The organism is Streptomyces sp. NPDC021020 (genome assembly GCF_044333285.1).
Lineage (GTDB): Bacteria > Actinomycetota > Actinomycetes > Streptomycetales > Streptomycetaceae > Actinacidiphila.
The window spans coordinates 122199-138616 of record NZ_JBIRQQ010000014.1; the positions used below are offsets into that span (position 1 = coordinate 122199).

Below are 16418 nucleotides of genomic sequence, written 5' to 3' on the forward strand. Positions count from 1 at the left end.
CTACCGTATCGGGGGGGTATTTGTGCACCTGAACCGGGGGCGCAACCCCCTTGTGGTGCGGGTGGTGGGGGGGGGGCGGGGGGGGGGGCCCCCCCCCGGGCGGGGGCCCCCGGGCCCCCCCCGGGGGGCCGCCGGCCGTCCTGATCGGGGGCGACGGGCCGGATGTGACCCGGCAGACAGCATTTCGTCGAGGTGACGATTACACTGGCTCCCGTGCCTCAACTACGACTCGCCCTGAACCAGATCGACTCCACCGTCGGCGACATCGCCGGGAACACCGAGTCCGTGCTGCGCTGGTCCCGGCACGCGGCCGGGCAGGGAGCCCACCTCGTGGCCTTCCCGGAGATGATGCTCACCGGCTACCCCGTGGAGGACCTGGCCCTGCGGTCGTCCTTCGTCGAGGCGAGCCGGGCCGCGCTCGTGGACCTGGCGGCGCGGCTGGCGGCCGAGGGGCTCGGCGAGCTGCCGGTCGTCGTCGGCTACCTCGGCCGCAGCGAGAACGCCCGCCCGCGCTTCGGCCAGCCCGCGGGCGCCCCGCAGAACTGCGCCGCGGTCCTGCACGGCGGGAGGGTCGCGCTGCGCTTCGCCAAGCACCACCTGCCCAACTACGGCGTCTTCGACGAATTCCGCTACTTCGTGCCCGGCGACACGATGCCCGTGGTCCGGGTGCGGGGCGTGGACGTCGCGCTCGCGATCTGCGAGGACCTGTGGCAGGAGGGCGGCCGCGTCCCGGCCGCGCGCGCCGCCGGGGCCGGGCTGCTGCTGTCGATCAACGCGTCGCCGTACGAGCGCGACAAGGACGACACGCGCCTGGAGCTGGTGCGCAAGCGGGCCCGCCAGGCGGGCTGCACGACGGCGTACGTGGCGATGGTCGGCGCGCAGGACGAGCTGGTCTTCGACGGCGACACGATCGTGGTGGACGCCGCGGGCGAGGTCGTCGCGCGCTCCCCGCAGTTCACCGAGGAGTGCGTGATCCTCGACCTGGAGCTGCCGGCCGCCGCGCCCGAGCCCGCCTCGGGGGTCGTCGACGACGGGCTGGAGATCCAGCACGTGACGCTCTCGGCGGAGCCGGTCCCCGCGTACTCCGCGCAGTTCGCGGGCACCGTCGCCGAGCCGCTCGGCGACGACGCCCAGGTCTACGGCGCGCTCGTGACGGGCCTGCGCGCGTACGTCGAGAAGAACGGCTTCCGCTCGGTGCTGATCGGCCTGTCCGGCGGCATCGACTCCGCGCTCGTCGCGGCGCTGGCGGTCGACGCGGTCGGCGCGGAGAACGTGTACGGCGTCTCGATGCCGTCGGCCTACTCCTCGGACCATTCCAGGGGCGACGCCGCCGAACTCGCCCGCCGCACGGGCCTGAACTTCCGCACCGTCCCCATCGCGCCGATGTTCGACGCGTACATGGAGTCGCTGAAGCTCACCGGGCTCGCGGAGGAGAACCTGCAATCCCGGCTGCGCGGTGTGACGCTGATGGCGATCTCCAACCAGGAGGGCCACATCGTGCTCGCGCCGGGCAACAAGAGCGAGCTGGCGGTGGGCTATTCGACGCTCTACGGCGACTCGGTCGGCGCGTACGGGCCGATCAAGGACGTCTACAAGACGACCGTCTTCCGGCTCGCCCGCTGGCGCAACGCGGCCGCCGCCGCGAAGGGCGAGACACCGCCGATCCCGGAGAACTCGATCAGCAAGCCGCCGAGCGCCGAACTGCGCCCCGGCCAGGTCGACACGGACTCGCTGCCGGACTACGACGTCCTGGACCGCGTCCTGGGGATGTACGTCGACGGCGACCAGGGCTACGCGGCGATCGTCGCGGCGGGCTTCGACCCGGAGCTGGTCACGCGCGTCCTGAAGCTCACGGACACCGCCGAGTACAAGCGCCGGCAGTATCCGCCGGGCACGAAGATCTCCGCGAAGGGCTTCGGCAAGGACCGCCGGCTGCCGATCACCGACCGCTGGCGCGAGGGCGACTGAGGGCGGCTGAGGGCGCCAGAGGGCCTAGTTGTCCTTGTTGTCCGCGGGCAGTTGGAGGCGGGCGGCGATCGGGAGGTGGTCGCTGCCCGTCTTCGGCAGCGTCCAGGACGAGCGCGGTTCGGCGCCCTTGACCATGATCTGGTCGATGCGCGCCATCGGCCAGCTCGCCGGCCAGCTGAAGCCCATGCCGTTGCCCGCGGCGCCCTGCGTGGAGCGCATCTGGGAGGTCACCGAGGCGAGGGCGCGGTCGTTCATCGTGCCGTTGAGGTCGCCGAGCAGCACCACGCTCTCCAGCGGCTCGGCGATGATGGCCTGGCCGAGCGCGTCCGCCGCCCGGTCGCGCTGCCCGGCGGTGAAGCCGGCGTCGAACTTGACGCGTACGGACGGCAGATGGGCCACGTACACCGCGACCGGCCCGTCCGGCGTGCTGACGGCCGCGCGCATCGCCCGCGTCCAGCCCATCCGGATGTCCACCGGACGCACCCCGCTGAGCGGGTACTTGCTCCACAGCCCGACTGTGCCCTGCACCGAGTGGTACGGGTACGCCGCCGCGAGGTCGCTCGCGTAGCGCTTGGCCTGGCTCTCGGGCAGCTCCTCCAGCGCGATGACGTCCGCCCCGGCCGCGGCGACGTCCCGCGCGGTGCCGTCGGGGTCGGGGTTGTCGGCGTTGACGTTGTGCGTCAGCACCGTGAAGTCGCCACCGGAGCGGGACTTGTCGAGAAGCAGCCCGCCGAAGAGGTTGGTCCACACGAGCGCCGGCAGCACGAGCGCGATCAGCGCGGTCGTCGACCGGCGCAGCACCGCGACCACCAGCAGCACCGGGAGCAGCAGGCCGGCCCACGGCAGGAACGTCTCGGTCAGGCTGCCGAGGTTGCCGATCCGGTTGGGGATGTCGGAGTGGAAGAACAGCACGCCGGTGAGCAGTACGCACACCACGGCGGTGACGATGCCGCGCCGCCACATCCCGGTCGGGCGCCACCACCGCACGAACCCCCGCGCCGCAGCCCGCACCCGGCTCTCCCCCGCCGCGGGCCGCACCTCCTCGTCCCCCGCGGTGGCGTCCGTGCCGCTCTGCGCCTGCGTCATTCGGAACCTCGCCTCACCGTGCTCAGCCATGCCGGGTGCTGTGCCGACCTTAGGCGATCGGCATGTGAACCGACGGCCCCACCCGTCCCGCGGGTTCCGCACCCGGGCGGCTTGTGACGAATCCCGAACGTTTTCCCGTTCTGCGGCGCGGGCGGTTCAGGAGCCGATCCAGGCGGCGGCGTCGAGCCGGAACGCGCCCGGCGCCGCGACCGCGCGCAGGCCGTCCTCCATCGTGCGGACCGCGTCCTCACCGAGAGTGGCGGCCCATTCCGACCGGAGCCGGTCGAAGACCGCGGCCGAGCGGGCGAGGACGTCGTAGCCGGCGGGGCTGATGCGGACGAGCTTGCGGCGGGCGTCCGAGGGGTCGTCCGCGCGGACGGCGTAGCCGAGGGAGACGAGCCTGTCGACGGTCTTGCCGGCCGCCTGCTTGGAGATCCCGAGCGTGCGGGCGATGTCGCTCGCCCCGGCTCCGTCGGGCCCGACGGCCTGGAGGGCGAAGGCGTGCGCGGGGCGCAGGTCCGGATGCCCCTGGGCGGCCAGCTCGGCGTGGACCTCGTCGATGAGCGTGCGGAAGCCCGCGAGAAGCAGCAGCGGCAGCTCGTACCCGGGCCGCGGGCGCTCCTCCCACTTCCCTGTATGGACAACCTGGTTTACCATCGTCTCATCGTCAACCATGTTGTCCATTTTAGGGGGCTCCCATGTTCGCCGCACACACCCTCGAAAGCGCCCCGCCGGAGTCGCAGCCGGCGATGCGGGCGGTCAAGGAGGAATTCGGCGTGCTGCCCGACGCGGTCGGCCGGCTCGCCCACTCCCCCGAGCTGCTGAACGGCTTCCTGGCGCTGAGCGCGGGCTTCGAGAGCGGCACGCTGGACGCGCTCTCCCAGGAGACCGTCGCCATGGCGGTCTCCGTCCGCAACCAGTGCCACATCTGCATCGGCATCCACACCGCGCGGCTGCGCAAGCTCCCCGCACCCCCCGAGGTGATCGCCGCCCTCCGCGAGGCGCGCCCCCTCCCCGACCCGCGCCTCGAAGCGCTGCGCACCTTCACCCTCGCCACCATGGCGACGGCGGGCGCGGTGGAGGACGCCACGCTCAATTCCCTGCTCGCGCACGGCTACACCGAGCGCAACGCCCTCGAAGTCGTCCTGGGCATCGGCGTGTACACCCTCACGACGCTGGCGAACCGCCTGACCGGGGCCGTCTGACTCCCGTACGCGCACCGCTAGTTGTACGGCAGCCGGTCCAGCCACGGCGAGGGCTCGACGCCGTTCTCCGTCAGGGCGGTGACGCCGCCGGCCAGGCCGACACCGCCGGGGCCGAAGGCGGAGGGGGCCTGGCGGGCGGTGGTGAGGGCGGAGGTCAGCGCCGGGGGGCCGGACGCGGGGATGGTCAGGCTCAGTTCGAAGAGGACGGAGCCCGTCGTGGAGGTCCGCGCCGCGGGGGCGGTGGCGTCCTCCCAGGGGGCACTCACGAGGAGTTCGGCGTGGCCGTCGCCCGTGTGGTCCTGGAGGGAGACGGCGTAGCCGAAGCCCTCGCCGGGCTTGCCGGTGGCGGCGAGCGGGGGCGAGTCCTCGGTGAAGGTGGCGCTGGGGCGGGCGGCGAGGCCGGCCGGGTCGCCGGTGAAGACGGTGACGCTGCCCTTGTCGCCCGCGCCGCGCAGCGCCCCGACGGCCAGCTCGTCGCGCCCGTCGCCGTTGACGTCGCCCGCGGCCAGGGACCCGCCCCACAGGGCGTACGCGGTCACCGCCGGGGCGGGAAGGGGCACGACGGCTACGGTGCCGACGCCGGTCGTGCCGCCGGGGGCCACCACGACCGTGCCCGAGCCGGGTGCGGCCCCGCGCTGCTGGTCGGCGAAGAGGGCGAGGTCGGCGTAGCCGGTGCCGGTGAAGCGGCCGGCGACCAGGGTGCGGATGTGGCCGGACGTCCCGGTGGTCTGGACGTTGACCACCGCCGGGGAGGCGGCGGACAGCCCGCTCGCGGTGCCGGTCAGCACGACCGCGGCGCCCCAGGCGCCGTCCACGCCGCCGATGGCCTCGCCGGAGGCGAGCACGGCCAGGTCGTCGTGGCCGTCGCCGCGCAGGTCGGCCGCGGCGAGCGAGGCGCCGAAGTGGTCGAAGGGCTCGGCGGCGCCGGCCACCGTGCCGTCGAACTCCTGCGCCCCGGTGGCGGTCAGGCCGGTGGGGCCGCCGTACAGGACGGTGACGCGGCCCGCCTCGAAGGCCGTGCCGATGGCCTCGCCGGGCGCGCCGATCGCGAGGTCGGCGTAGCCGTCGTCGTTGAAGTAGCCGGTGACCAGGCTGGTGCCGAAGCGGTCCTCGGGCTCGTTGTCGCCGGGGACACCGTCGGCGTTCTGGTCGATCCAGGTGAGCCCGCCCGTCCCGGCGCCCAGGTAGGGCGCGGCGCTCCGGCCGTACTGGACGGTCACCGCGCCGGTGTCCGGGACGGTGCCGACGGCCTCGTGCGGATTGCCGAAGGCGACGTCCGCCTTCCCGTCGCCGTCGAAATCGCCGGTGGCGACGGACTGGCCGAAGGTGTCGCCGAGTTCGGAGCTGCCGGGGACCGACGCGCTGCTGTCCTGGTTCACCACGACGGGGGCCGGCCGCGCGCCGGGGGCGCCGCCGGGCAGCAGGTAGACGGAGCCGCCCAGGTCGGCCGCGCCCACGGCGGGGTCGGACCAGCGGGTCATCCGGGCGGAGGAGGCCACCACGACGTCGCCGGCGCCGTCGCCGTTGATGTCCGTGGCGCGGGTGTGCGCGGCGCCGGTGGCGCCCGCGGAGGGACCGGGGGCCACGACCGCGCCGGTCGCCAGCGCGACGACCAGGGCCGTCACCAGGCGGCGCCTGCGGGTTGCCTTCGCCGACCGTCCTGACATGCGTCCCCCTCGATCACCTGTTCGCCCTTACTCTAAACTGTGCGCGGCCTGTGGGGGACGGGGAGGTAACGGTGAGGCGACGTCAATTCGGTGCGGTGGCGGGCGTGTTGGCCGCGGCAGCGCTGGTCTGGACAGGCTCGGCGGTGCACTCCGCGGTGTCCGGGCACTCCTCCGACGTGCCGCACCGCGTGGACGCGGCGGCCACGACCAGCACCGTGCACGTGCTGACGTGGAACATCTGCGGGGAGAGCGGCAGTTGCCCGTCGCGCAACAAGCCGGAGGAGCTGGCGGCCGAGGTCGCGAGCCTCGCGGTGAGCCGCTCCGCCGACGCCGTCTTCCTCCAGGAGGTCTGCGGCAACGACGCGGAGAACGACGCGTCGTACGACAGCGCCAAGACCGCCACGAAGAGCGAGGTGACCTGGCTCGGCGAGAAACTCGGCAGCGGCTGGAGCGTGGCCTTCGTGCCGTACACCCAGCCCGCCGAAGCCCGGTTCGGCACCTCGCTGCCGAGCCCGGGCGGCACCATCACCTACCCGCCGCGCTACGCCAACCCGTCCGCCACCTCCGACTTCCGCTGCCGCGGGGACGCGCTGATCGGTGTGCAGGGCGTCGCGATCGCGGTGAAGGGCACGTACGGCTCGCGCGAGGAGTTCGACCTCGAATCCCCCGACGGCGGGCTCTTCCTCAAGGCGCTGTGCGTACGCCGCACCACCGGCACCCCGGTCCGCTTCTGCACCAGCCACCTCACCCCCCAGGGCGAGGACCACGACCCGCGGCCCGGCTTCTCCTACCGCGCCGCGCAGGTCCAGCGCCTCCACGAGATCGTCGGCGACGGCCACGACACCGTCTTCGGCGGCGACTTCAACACCCGCCCCCCGGACGACCCCTCCAGCGGCGCCGACAGCGGCATCCTCGCCCCGCTCTACGCGGCCTACCGCGAGTGCGAGCAGGGCCCGACGGGCACGGCCCGCAAGGGCACGGGCACGATGTGGAACGGCTCGACCCGCACCGACCGCAAGTACGACTACCTGTTCACCAAGAGCGCCTTCGCCTCCTGCCAGGTGCTGAGCGACGCCGCGCTGTCGGGCTGGTCCGACCATCTGCCCATGGTCGGCACGGTGTCCGTCACGACGGGCTGACCCGCACCGGCCGTACGGAGCCGGGGCGGCCCTGTCAGGCGAGCTGCTTGGGGCCGAGGTAGGTGCCGCCGCTGGCGTCGACGGTGTTGGCCGTGACCCAGCCCCCGTCCGGGGAGGCCAGGAAGGCGACCACCGCCGCGATGTCGGCGGGGGTGCCGACCCGCTCGATCGCCTGGGCCGCGGTGACCTTGGCCGCCACCTCGGGGTGGGCGAGCCAGGCCGTGCGGTCGGTGAGCGTGGTGCCGGGCTCCACCGTGTTGACGGTGATGCCGCGCGCGCCGACCTCGTTCGCCAGGTTGCGGCCCAGCGTGGCCAGCGCGGCCTTGGTCATCGCGTACGCCAGCTCGCCGGGGACGGCGATGTGTGTCACGCCGGAGCCGATGTTGACGATCCGGCCGCCCTCGGTCATCAGCGGCAGTGCCCGCTGGATGACGAAGTACGGGGCGCGGACGTTGACCGCGAAGAGCCGGTCGAAGGCCTCCGTGGACCCGGCGTCGCCCTCCCAGGTCGTCCCGGCGTTGTTGACCAGGACGTCCAGCCGGTGCGAGCCGGTGCGCTCCACCAGCCCGGCCGCGGTCGCGTCGACCAGCGTGTCGGCGTCACCGGGCTCGCCCAGCGCCGCCCGTACGGCGAACGCCCGGCCGCCGGCCGCCTCGATCGCGTGCACCGTCTCCTTCGCCGCGGCCTCGCTGCTCCCGTAGTGGACGGCGACGAGCGCGCCGTCGGCCGCCAGCCGCTCCGCGATCGCCCGCCCGATACCCCGTGACGCGCCGGTCACCAGCGCGGTCCTGCCGTCGAGAACCTTCATCGTGTGTCGTCGCCCTTCGGTCGGAGGGGCCGTCCGGCCCCGAACTCAGCCTGGCCGGGCGCCCGGCGGTCATCAACGGCCGACTTCGCAAGGGTGTGTTGCTCCAGAGGTCATCGTTGCGCGTTGTGTCAACGCGGCGACGGCCGCTAGGTTCACGGTCTCGGAGGGGGGTCGAGGCATGGAGTTGCGGGACATCGAGATCTTCCTGACGCTCGCGGAGGAGCTGCACTTCGGGCGTACGGCGGAGCGGCTGCACATCACACCGTCGCGGGTCAGCCACGCCATCAAGAAGCAGGAACGCCGCATCGGCGCCCCGCTCTTCGCGCGCACCTCACGCACGGTGCGGCTCACCCCGGCCGGTGAGCGGCTCGCCGCGGCCCTGGGACCGGCCTACCGGCAGATCCTGGACGGGATCGAGGAGGTCACCGCGTCGGTCGGCGAGACCGCCGGGACACTGCGGCTCGGCACCATGGGCCCGCAGGACTGGATGATCCGCGCGATCGTCGCGCGCTTCCGCGCCGGGCACCCGGCCGCCCGGTTCGTGCACCACGACGTCAACCCCGTCGACCCGCTCGCCGGGCTGCGCGCGGGCGAGATCGACGTGGCGCACGTGTGGCTGCCGGTGGACGAGCCGGGCGTCACCACCGGGCCCGTCACGCACACGTCGCCGATCGCCGTGGTCCTGTCCGCCGGCCACCCGTACGCGACGCGCGGGTCGCTGTGCCTGGAGGACTACGGCGACCTGACCTTCATCAGCCACCGCTCCCCCATCCCCTCCGCCATGGCGGAGGTCTTCCTGCCCTCCCGCACCCCCGCCGGCCGGCCCGTCCCGCGCGGCCCCGAGGTGACCGGCTGGGAGGACCTGCTCAAGACGGTCAGCTCCGGCCGGGCCGTCGCCGCCACCTCGGCCGAGGCAGGCCGCTTCTACCCCTGGCCCAGCCTCGTCTACCTCCCCGTGCGGGACGCCGCCCCCTGCCGCTGGGTCTTCGCCTGGCTCACGGACAACCCGAACCCCCTGATCCCCGCCCTCGTCGCGGCGGCCGCCGAAGGGACTCCCGCCCCCGGCTGACGGCGGGCATGCCCTAGCGTGGGGCCCATGCTCACGACGCCGCCGCGGGTGGAACTCGCCCCGCTCACCCTTGCCGACCAGGACGAATTCTGCGCGCTCGTGGCGGCCAGCGCCGAGCTGTACGGGCCGTACATGCAGCTGCCGAAGACGGCGGAGGCCTTCCGGACCTGGATGCACCGCTTCGACGACGGCACCAACCGCGGCTACCTGATCCGCGTCCGCGAGACGGGCGCCGCCGCGGGCACGGTCAACGTCAACTCGATCATCCGCGGCCGCTACCAGGGCGCCTCCCTCGGCTACGCGGCCTTCGCCCCCTCCGCGGGCCGCGGCTACATGACCGAGGGCCTGGCCCTCGTCCTGCACCACGCCTTCACCGACCTCCGCCTCCACCGCCTGGAGGCGAACATCCAGCCCGCGAACAAGCCCTCCCTGGCCCTCGTCCAGCGCCTCGGCTTCCGCTTCGAGGGCGTCTCCCCCGACTACCTCTACATCAACGGCGCCTGGCGCGACCACGAACGCTGGTCGATCACCGCCCCCGCCCCCTGGGAGCCGGACCCGTCCCTCCCGGCGGTCTGAGCCTTCCGTCTACCTGTGACGCGTCGTGGCGTCGGACCGGAGGAGGCTCTCAGTTGCGCGACCGGGCACGTCGCCACCCGCACTCAGCTCAGCAGGAGCAACGCCGTCCACTCAAGGGCTCGGGTGTGCCGCGACTCGCACCCGCTGAGTGCCAGCGCAACGCCCGCCGCACCCGTGAGAAGTCCGGAGTTCGCGGCGGAGGTGTGGTGTGGGGGCTCGGCAAGCTGAGCCACGGTGGCTCGGCGGGCTCGGCGGGCAAGCCGCCAGTGGTGGTGCGCAGAGGCGGCCAGGAGCACACCGGCGCTTCCGTGGCAGATTCCCGGTCCCGTGGTGTCCCACTGTGTGAAAGGCCTGTCGGCCAGGGAATTCAGGGCGGCACGTCCCACGGCGGTGACGGCTTCGTCGTGCGTTGCGGAACCGGCGTGCAGAAGCGCGTTCCCGATGCCCGCGCTGCCGTAGCACCAGGCATCGCGTCGTGAAGGCGATGACGAAGCGGGGACAGCCGGCTGTCGGAAAGTTCCGCCGGAAATGTGCGCCGGCCAGGTGCCGTCGTCGGCACGCCAGTTGAGAAGCCAGTGTGCTGCTCGTCCGATGGCGCGGTGCTGCCCAGGGACGGTGTGGCCGTGGGCGGCTGCAATGGCGAGGAGCGCGAGGGGGCCGGCGATGCCATGGGCCAGACCGGTGGTCGCCGCTCCGGAGTCCGGAACGGGTATGGCTCGGGCAGCGGGGTGTTCATCGCGGCTGAGCCACCAGCCGGGACGAGAAGCGGAGGACGTGTTGATCATCGTGCTCAGCGTGGTCAGAGCCGCCCGCAGCCCCGGCTCGGCGATTTCGCGGTGTCCGGTCTGGTCCGCGACCAGCAGGATTCTTCCGATCCCGGCCAGCCCCTTGATCGCGTCGTAGACGGCCCACGGAGTGCCCTGCCTTCCCTGGAGGCGCCGCTCGTGCTGATGCCGGGCGAGTCCGGCGGCGCGGGCGGACAGCCACCGTACGGCCTGCTGCGTGTCCGCATTCCGACGGTGGGAAGCGGCCAGGTGAGGGTTACCGAGGACGAGGGACGCCGCGAGGGCCCCGGGGCCTCGGTAGATCCCGTCCGGACCGCTGCGCCGGAGAAGGCGGGTACCGACGTCCCAGTGGCGAGAGGCCAGCCGCGCGAGCGCCGGGTCGGTGGCGGAGAGCACCGCCAGGACCAGCGCGGCTCCGCAGACGCCGTCGTTGAGCGTGGCGGCCCTCGCGGGACCGGCAGAGTGAGCGACGCGCTCCGGGTCCGACAGGGAGCAGATGACATCCTCGATGTGTCCTTGGACTGCGCCGCTCATGACGCGTGCAGGAGATCGGCGGCCAGGGAGCGGGCGGTCCTTTCCAGGCTGGCGTCGGCGCCGAGGAGACGGTTGCAGTGCATGTGGACCAGGTCGGAGGCAACACCTGGCGAGACATGAGGAGGTAGCCGGCCGGCCAACTCTGCCAGGGCTGCCCGCCATTCACGTTCGACGCGGGCGGAGACCGGGATCCCGCAGGACTTGCGAGCCTGTGGCCGCAGCCTGTCGCGCTGGTACCGCTCCGAAGAGCCCAGGCGCTGCGCCCGGACGGCAGTCTGTGCCCGGTTCGGTGAGAGCGTCGCGGCGACGATCGTGATGGTGCGCGCGGCGATGATCAGGCGGTCGGGCTCGTCGCGGTGGAGTGCGGCGCGGGCGAGAGCGCTGTCGCAGGAGAAGAAGCGCTCCGCGCTCTCGATGCTGTCGGGACCGCCGTAGCGTTGTGTCTCGCGGACGTAGGGCTCGAAGTGGAGCAGACCGTCACTCAGGTTCTGGTCGGCCAGGAGTTCGGCCCAGCCGGTGAGTGCCTCCTCCACTGCCGTGCGGTCGTCGCGAGTGACAGCGAATGCCCGGACACGGAGATGCGGACCGAGGGCAGCGGTCCGGTAACGCAGCCAGTACGTGAGGCGGACGCCGGGCAGGTCCGGAAGGCGCAGCAAGGCGCTGTTCTGCTGCGGTGCGGGGACGGCCAGCGCGGCGGATGTCCAGCCGTCCGGGGGTCCGGCCAGGTCACGCCGACGGGGACGAACAGTGGTACGCGGGTCCGGCGCCGCAACCGCGGCGTGCTTCGGCCGCCGGTCGAGCTGCACGACGAGTTCGAGCAGATGCGGGCCGCGTGGCCCCGTTGCGGGGGCGGCAGACGGAGCGTGTCCGATGGCTTCGGCGACAGTGCGGGCGCCTGCTGCAACGGTGCGTCGCAGAATCTCCGCGTGCGCGGGATCGGCCAGGTCGACCAACAGATGGCGGTCGGACTGCTCGGTCAGCACCAGGCGGGGAACGGAAGGCCGGACGTGATCGAGCCATTTGTCGAGTCTCACGGCCCAGAGGGAGCGGTTGCGCGTCGACGCCATCAGGTCGTCGGGGAGGGCCCAGCGCTGTGGGGCGAGGACGGTGCCGCGATAGGTCACGCGCGGGGTGTAGGCCGCGTACGGAAACACCGGCGTCCAGGTGAAGGGGTGCCAGGGACGCTCCCCGGTATGGCCGAGCAGATGGAGCAACTGCGCCGGGGGCGGGAGTAGTTCACGGGTGATCCGACTGAGGAGCACCGGCCGTACGGGTGCGCCCAGTTGCTCGGACCACAGGACCAGCTCCGTGCCGTGGGAAGCGACGGTCAGATCGGCGAGGCGCAGGTCGCCGTCGCGAGGGGCGACGCCCACAGGTATCCGGTGCGTGAGGGTGCCACCGGCCGTAGTGAGGGCGGCAGCGCGGGCGGTCAGCGGGCGGCAGACGATCTCCGCGGGGACGGCCTCGCCGGATCCGCCGGGAGGTGCGGCCGCTAACAGACCGGGCAGGAGGTGACCGAGCCTGGCGGCGGCGGAACCGGCGTCCTGCGCTGCGTGCGGTCCGACGACAAGCGCCGTGCTCCCGTCCGGTCGCCGCACGGGGCGTACGTGGATCTCCGCCGTGGGCGGCGGTGCCGGGCCCTCCGGTGCCTCCAGGCACCGGACGTCGTCTTCTGTGAGGGCGACTTCGGGTCGGCCGCAGGCGAGCGCCGCGGTGAAGAGGGCCGCCAGATGACGGCAGCGCCGGTCGTCGAGGTCGCTGAAGGCGCCGACGGCGTCCTGGCCAGCGGGGGCGCCGATCCCGGTCGCAGGGTCGATCGCCTCCAGGAGGGGGACTCGCCGGTGTCGCCCGTACGTTGCGGTGAAGCGCCGTGTCCACTCCGCGAGGGGACCCGCCCGGTGCCCGATCCGCCAGAGCACGGAGGCTGCTTCGGCGGCGCGTGTGCCGAGGGCGCTGGGCATGTGGACCTCGGAGTCCATCACGGTGTCAACGGTGAACGGCCGGTCGGTGACGCACAGGCCGTCTGCAAGGTCCCGTGCGCGCCGCAGCAGTGCGAGGCGCCCTGTCGCTCCGGGTGCATGGCGGTCGGCCTCGTTCAGCAAACGACGGAGTTCGGTCAGCAGAGCCCGTGCGGGGCGCCCGGGACCGAGCCGCTGGACGAGGTGGTGCAACGGGTCGATACGCAGGTCCTCGGGCAGCAGGTCTGTCAGCAGGAGCCCCGTGCGGACCAGATCGGTGACGGCCCTGCGGGCCTTCGCGTCCTCGGCGCCGGGATATCGGTCCACGATCGCGGCGAGCAACTGCCGTACGGCGACGGGCGCCGCGCACTCGGCCAGCAGCCAGTCGGACAGTTCCGTAGCGGCGACGGAGCCGAGCACCGCGCCTCCGCCTTCACCCGTATGAGCGACCTCCCAGCGGTCCCCTCTGCGGACGGCGAGATTGTTCGCCGTGACCGTGAGACGTGTCAGCGCAGCAGGCAGGCAGTGGTCAGCCACCGCCAGCAGCCATGCCGGAGAGGGCAAGGTCAGGGCGCGAGGATCCTCTGCCACGGTTACGGTCGTGGACGCCGTTCCGTCGAGAACGGCTGTGCCGACGGCGCACCACACGCTGTTCGGCGTGGTGCGCGCCCCTGCGCGCAGGGAGTAAGCGGCCAGAGCAGATGCCGCGCGCGGTGACGGGGCCGCGTTGTCCAAGGAGCGTGACGCCAGGAAAACGCCCTCGGCGAGCAGGCCGGGCGAGGGCACACCCATGGCAGGCGTGAGGGGAACACGGGCCATGGCCACTGGGCGGGCCGTGAAGACAGTCCGCATGAACGCCTCCTCCAAGTGGCCGGTGCCGGAGGTGCCGCGTGGGCGGGCGAGTCCGGCACCGGCTCGAGCCGACCGGATGTCAGTCCGGGATCAGACAGCCGGTGGTGGGACCCTGCGGCGGGGACTCCCCACAGCCGTCACCGGTGGTGTCGCCGTCGCCCTCGGTATCGAATGCCTGGATCGCTGCCATGCTCTCCTGCCGAGGATCCAGCGCGAAGACGTCGAGTGTGTCCATGTGCTCACCTCCTCTCGGAATCGGTGGTGCGCAACCCGGACGCGTGCTGCGTCCGGGGGATCAGGGTCGAGCCTGCGCCTGCCAGGTGAGCACCAGGCGGGGTCCGGTGCCGGGCAGCGCGCGGCCGGGTGGCGACGGCGACGCATCCGCTTCGCGGTAGAGCATCAGGGCGGGGCCCGGCCCTCCGCGCTGTTCGCGGTCCCATGTCCGCAGCAGTTCGACGACCTTTTCCACGATCTGCGGGTCGGATCCGTGCCACGCGACGCCGTACTCGTAGCGGGTGCCCGTGGCGTCGGCGGCCCGCATCGTCACGTACGCGAGATTCGCGCCGTCCCAAGTCGCGGAGCTGCCGCCGGGGAGTGGCAGAAGGGGTCCCGCGGCCCCGGCAGTCGCCTCATCCGCGTGCAGGCGCCCGAAGCGGTCCAGCCAGGTGGCGAGCCAGAGGTCCACCAGCGGGCGGGTGCGTTCGGTGACGCCGACCGTCACCCCGCTCCACGACTCATGCCGGGATCCGGACGCGGCCACCGCGAGCGCCGCCTGATCGGGCAGCGGGCTGTCGTGCACCCTGAGCCGGGCACGCTCGCCGAGACGGAACGTACGGCCCCCGCCCTGGTCGGCTCCTTCACCGCGCATCCGCACGAAGCCGCACTGCTCCCAGCCGCCGCCGCGCCAGTGACCGCCCTCCGCCGTGAACGTCAGGAGCCGCCCCATGCCGCGTACGCGCAACGGGACGACCATGCGGCCGTCCGGCGCGAGCTGGTCGAGCCACGCGGGCGCGATCGCCGACGCCTGCACGGTCACGACGAGCCTGTCGTAGGGCGCGTCACCGGGAAACCCGGCACGTCCGTCGCCCTCGATCACACGCACGTCCTGCCAGTCCGTCCCCGCCAGCCCGCGGCGCGCCCGAGCGACCACCGCGGGGTCGATGTCCACGCTGGTGACACGCCCGTCCGGCCCCACCAGATGTCGCAGCAGAGCCGCGTTCCATCCGCCGGAACCGATCTCCAGCACGCGATCGCCTTCGCGCGGCACCAGGCGCTCCAGCATTCCGGCGACCAGCCACGGGGCGGACACCGAACTCAGGGCGGTGCCGTCCCCGTCCCGGCTGATGAAGACGACCTCGTTGCCGTATGCCTCCTCGCGGGAGAACTCCGGCGGCACGAACCAGCCGCGGCGCACGGTCTCCAACGCGGTGACGACGCGCTGGGTGCGCAGCCAGCCGCCGGCGCGTAGTTCCTTGACCAGCTGCGCGTTCAGCTCTGCGGTCACGTCGCCGGGCGTATCGGGAGTGAGCACGAACACCTCTTGGGGATTGGGCGCTGGGCCCGCCCCTGCGCGGGGCGGCGTTCTGGGCGACCCCTGGAGCGCCGGTCCCTGCCGGTGCCTCTAGAGGTCGAACTCGCCGTTGCGCACGGCGTTGACGAAGTGCTGCCACTCCGTGGCGGCGAACGCGTGGGCGCCGAGGGCGGGGGTCTTGCTGTCCCGGACGGCGACGAGCCCCTGCGGGGCGGGCTGGGTCTCGATGCAGTTCCCCCCTGTGTCGCTGCTGTACGAGGACTTGTACCAGCTGCCCTCAGGGAGGTCGTGCAACATCATCCGGGGTCCCGCCCTCTAACTTGCGTACTGGCTCCTTGCTACGCGAGCGATCAGAGCCATGGATTGCTGTGACGATAGGGCGGAACTCCGGAGTTGGTCAAAGGCCATCCGGTAGCGCTCGACCGGGCCGTTCTCCTCCAGGTAGAGGGCTCCGTCGAGATACCCGAGGGAAACCACGTCGAGGTCCATCGGGTCGGGGTACGAGAAGATACTGAACGCGCCGTCCAGGCCCGCGTGCCAGCCCTGCTCGAACGGAATGACCTGGATCGACAGCTGGGGCGGATGGTTGACGTCGATCAGCCGCTGCAATTGCGCCGCCATCACTGCCGGGCCGCCCATCGACCGGTGCAGCACAGCTTCGTCCAGGAGGCACACCACCTGCGGTGCTGACTCGCCGCGCAGAATCTCCTGCCGGTCCATACGGACGGAGACGTAGGTCGCGATCTGTTCCGCGGATGCACCGCGGCTCTTCTCGACCGAGCGGATCGACTCCTCGGCGTACTCGCGGGTCTGGAGAAGCCCCGGGATCGTCAGGGGCTGGAACAGGAGTATCCGGGCCGCATCGGACTCGATGCTGATCTGCTCCTGCAGCGACTCAGCAAGCAGATCACCGTGCTGCGCCCACCAGCCCTTGCGGCGGCTCTCACGGGCCATGGTGATCAGTGCCGTCCGGAGGCGCAGATCCTCGACGTGGTAGAGCTCAAGCAGGGCTTCTGCCTCCAGCTTGGTGACGCCCTGGCGACCGTTCTCCTGGCGGGAGATCTTCGGCTTGTCGCCGCCGATGCGTTCGGCAGCTTCTTCCATCGTGACCCCGGCCGCCAGGCGCAGGCGCTTGAGTTCGCTACCGACCTTGCGGCGCCGCACAGTCGGATGCGGATGTTTTGCCAATGCGGCCCCCTTAGTCATCACAATGCGCGTACCTGTGTCGTACACCACACCT

At 72.5% G+C, this 16418-nt stretch carries 15 protein-coding genes; 5 read left to right on the forward strand and 10 right to left on the reverse strand.

The genetic code is table 11. From position 1 onward, the window contains the following. Window positions 1-213: 213 nt before the first annotated feature. Window positions 214-1968 (forward strand): NAD+ synthase, encoded by a 1755-nt coding sequence (locus ACH4SL_RS33375; protein WP_398452890.1) that lies wholly within the window; start codon window positions 214-216, stop codon window positions 1966-1968. Window positions 1969-1992: 24 nt separating this feature from the next. Here the strand turns inward: ACH4SL_RS33375 and ACH4SL_RS33380 are convergent, their stop codons facing one another. Continuing rightward, window positions 1993-2931 (reverse strand): endonuclease/exonuclease/phosphatase family protein, encoded by a 939-nt coding sequence (locus tag ACH4SL_RS33380; protein ID WP_398453180.1) that lies wholly within the window; start codon window positions 2929-2931, stop codon window positions 1993-1995. Between the two features lie 279 nt (window positions 2932-3210). Continuing rightward, window positions 3211-3738 carry a MarR family winged helix-turn-helix transcriptional regulator gene (locus ACH4SL_RS33385; protein ID WP_398452892.1) on the reverse strand — a complete coding sequence of 176 codons (528 nt, stop codon included), beginning with the start codon at window positions 3736-3738 and terminating at the stop codon, window positions 3211-3213. 14 nt (window positions 3739-3752) lie between these two features. Here ACH4SL_RS33385 and ACH4SL_RS33390 point away from each other — a divergent pair, with 14 nt between their 5' ends. Continuing rightward, window positions 3753-4259, forward strand: coding sequence for a carboxymuconolactone decarboxylase family protein (locus ACH4SL_RS33390; protein ID WP_398452895.1), 507 nt, complete (start codon window positions 3753-3755; stop codon window positions 4257-4259). Window positions 4260-4276: 17 nt separating this feature from the next. On the opposite strand, the gene ACH4SL_RS33395 is transcribed toward ACH4SL_RS33390, so the two are convergent. Further along, window positions 4277-5926, reverse strand: a complete 1650-nt coding sequence (locus ACH4SL_RS33395) for a hypothetical protein (protein ID WP_398452898.1) — start codon at window positions 5924-5926, stop codon at window positions 4277-4279. Window positions 5927-5997: 71 nt separating this feature from the next. Between ACH4SL_RS33395 and ACH4SL_RS33400 the strand changes: the two genes are divergently transcribed. Continuing rightward, window positions 5998-7065, forward strand: a complete 1068-nt coding sequence (locus ACH4SL_RS33400; protein ID WP_398452900.1) for an endonuclease/exonuclease/phosphatase family protein — start codon at window positions 5998-6000, stop codon at window positions 7063-7065. A gap of 34 nt (window positions 7066-7099) precedes the next feature. Here the strand turns inward: ACH4SL_RS33400 and ACH4SL_RS33405 are convergent, their stop codons facing one another. Beyond that, the gene (locus ACH4SL_RS33405; RefSeq protein ID WP_398452902.1) at window positions 7100-7873 is read right to left on the reverse strand and encodes an SDR family oxidoreductase; all 774 of its coding nucleotides are present in this window, start codon (window positions 7871-7873) and stop codon (window positions 7100-7102) included. A gap of 178 nt (window positions 7874-8051) precedes the next feature. Here ACH4SL_RS33405 and ACH4SL_RS33410 point away from each other — a divergent pair, with 178 nt between their 5' ends. Next, window positions 8052-8942, forward strand: a complete 891-nt coding sequence (locus tag ACH4SL_RS33410; protein WP_398452904.1) for a LysR substrate-binding domain-containing protein — start codon at window positions 8052-8054, stop codon at window positions 8940-8942. A gap of 27 nt (window positions 8943-8969) precedes the next feature. Continuing rightward, window positions 8970-9518 carry a GNAT family N-acetyltransferase gene (locus ACH4SL_RS33415; RefSeq protein WP_398452908.1) on the forward strand — a complete coding sequence of 183 codons (549 nt, stop codon included), beginning with the start codon at window positions 8970-8972 and terminating at the stop codon, window positions 9516-9518. A gap of 83 nt (window positions 9519-9601) precedes the next feature. On the opposite strand, the gene ACH4SL_RS33420 is transcribed toward ACH4SL_RS33415, so the two are convergent. The 6 genes from ACH4SL_RS33420 to ACH4SL_RS33445 all read right to left on the reverse strand — a co-directional run bounded on the left by ACH4SL_RS33420 (window position 9602) and on the right by ACH4SL_RS33445 (window position 16411). Beyond that, window positions 9602-10837: a lanthionine synthetase LanC family protein gene (locus ACH4SL_RS33420; RefSeq protein WP_398452911.1), complete on the reverse strand. Its 1236-nt coding sequence runs from the start codon at window positions 10835-10837 to the stop codon at window positions 9602-9604. Next, on the reverse strand, window positions 10834-13647 hold the full coding sequence (locus tag ACH4SL_RS33425; protein WP_398452913.1) for a lantibiotic dehydratase: 2814 nt from the start codon (window positions 13645-13647) through the stop codon (window positions 10834-10836). The genes ACH4SL_RS33420 and ACH4SL_RS33425 overlap by 4 nt, the downstream gene beginning before the upstream one ends. Before the next feature lie 79 nt (window positions 13648-13726). Beyond that, window positions 13727-13882: a hypothetical protein gene (locus tag ACH4SL_RS33430; RefSeq protein WP_398452915.1), complete on the reverse strand. Its 156-nt coding sequence runs from the start codon at window positions 13880-13882 to the stop codon at window positions 13727-13729. Window positions 13883-13942: 60 nt separating this feature from the next. After that, the gene (fxlM, locus tag ACH4SL_RS33435) at window positions 13943-15151 is read right to left on the reverse strand and encodes a methyltransferase, FxLD system (RefSeq protein ID WP_398452917.1); all 1209 of its coding nucleotides are present in this window, start codon (window positions 15149-15151) and stop codon (window positions 13943-13945) included. Between the two features lie 117 nt (window positions 15152-15268). After that, window positions 15269-15478, reverse strand: a complete 210-nt coding sequence (locus tag ACH4SL_RS33440) for a DUF397 domain-containing protein (RefSeq protein WP_398452919.1) — start codon at window positions 15476-15478, stop codon at window positions 15269-15271. Window positions 15479-15493: 15 nt separating this feature from the next. Further along, window positions 15494-16411, reverse strand: a complete 918-nt coding sequence (locus tag ACH4SL_RS33445; RefSeq protein ID WP_398452921.1) for a helix-turn-helix domain-containing protein — start codon at window positions 16409-16411, stop codon at window positions 15494-15496. Between the last annotated feature and the right edge of the window lie 7 nt (window positions 16412-16418).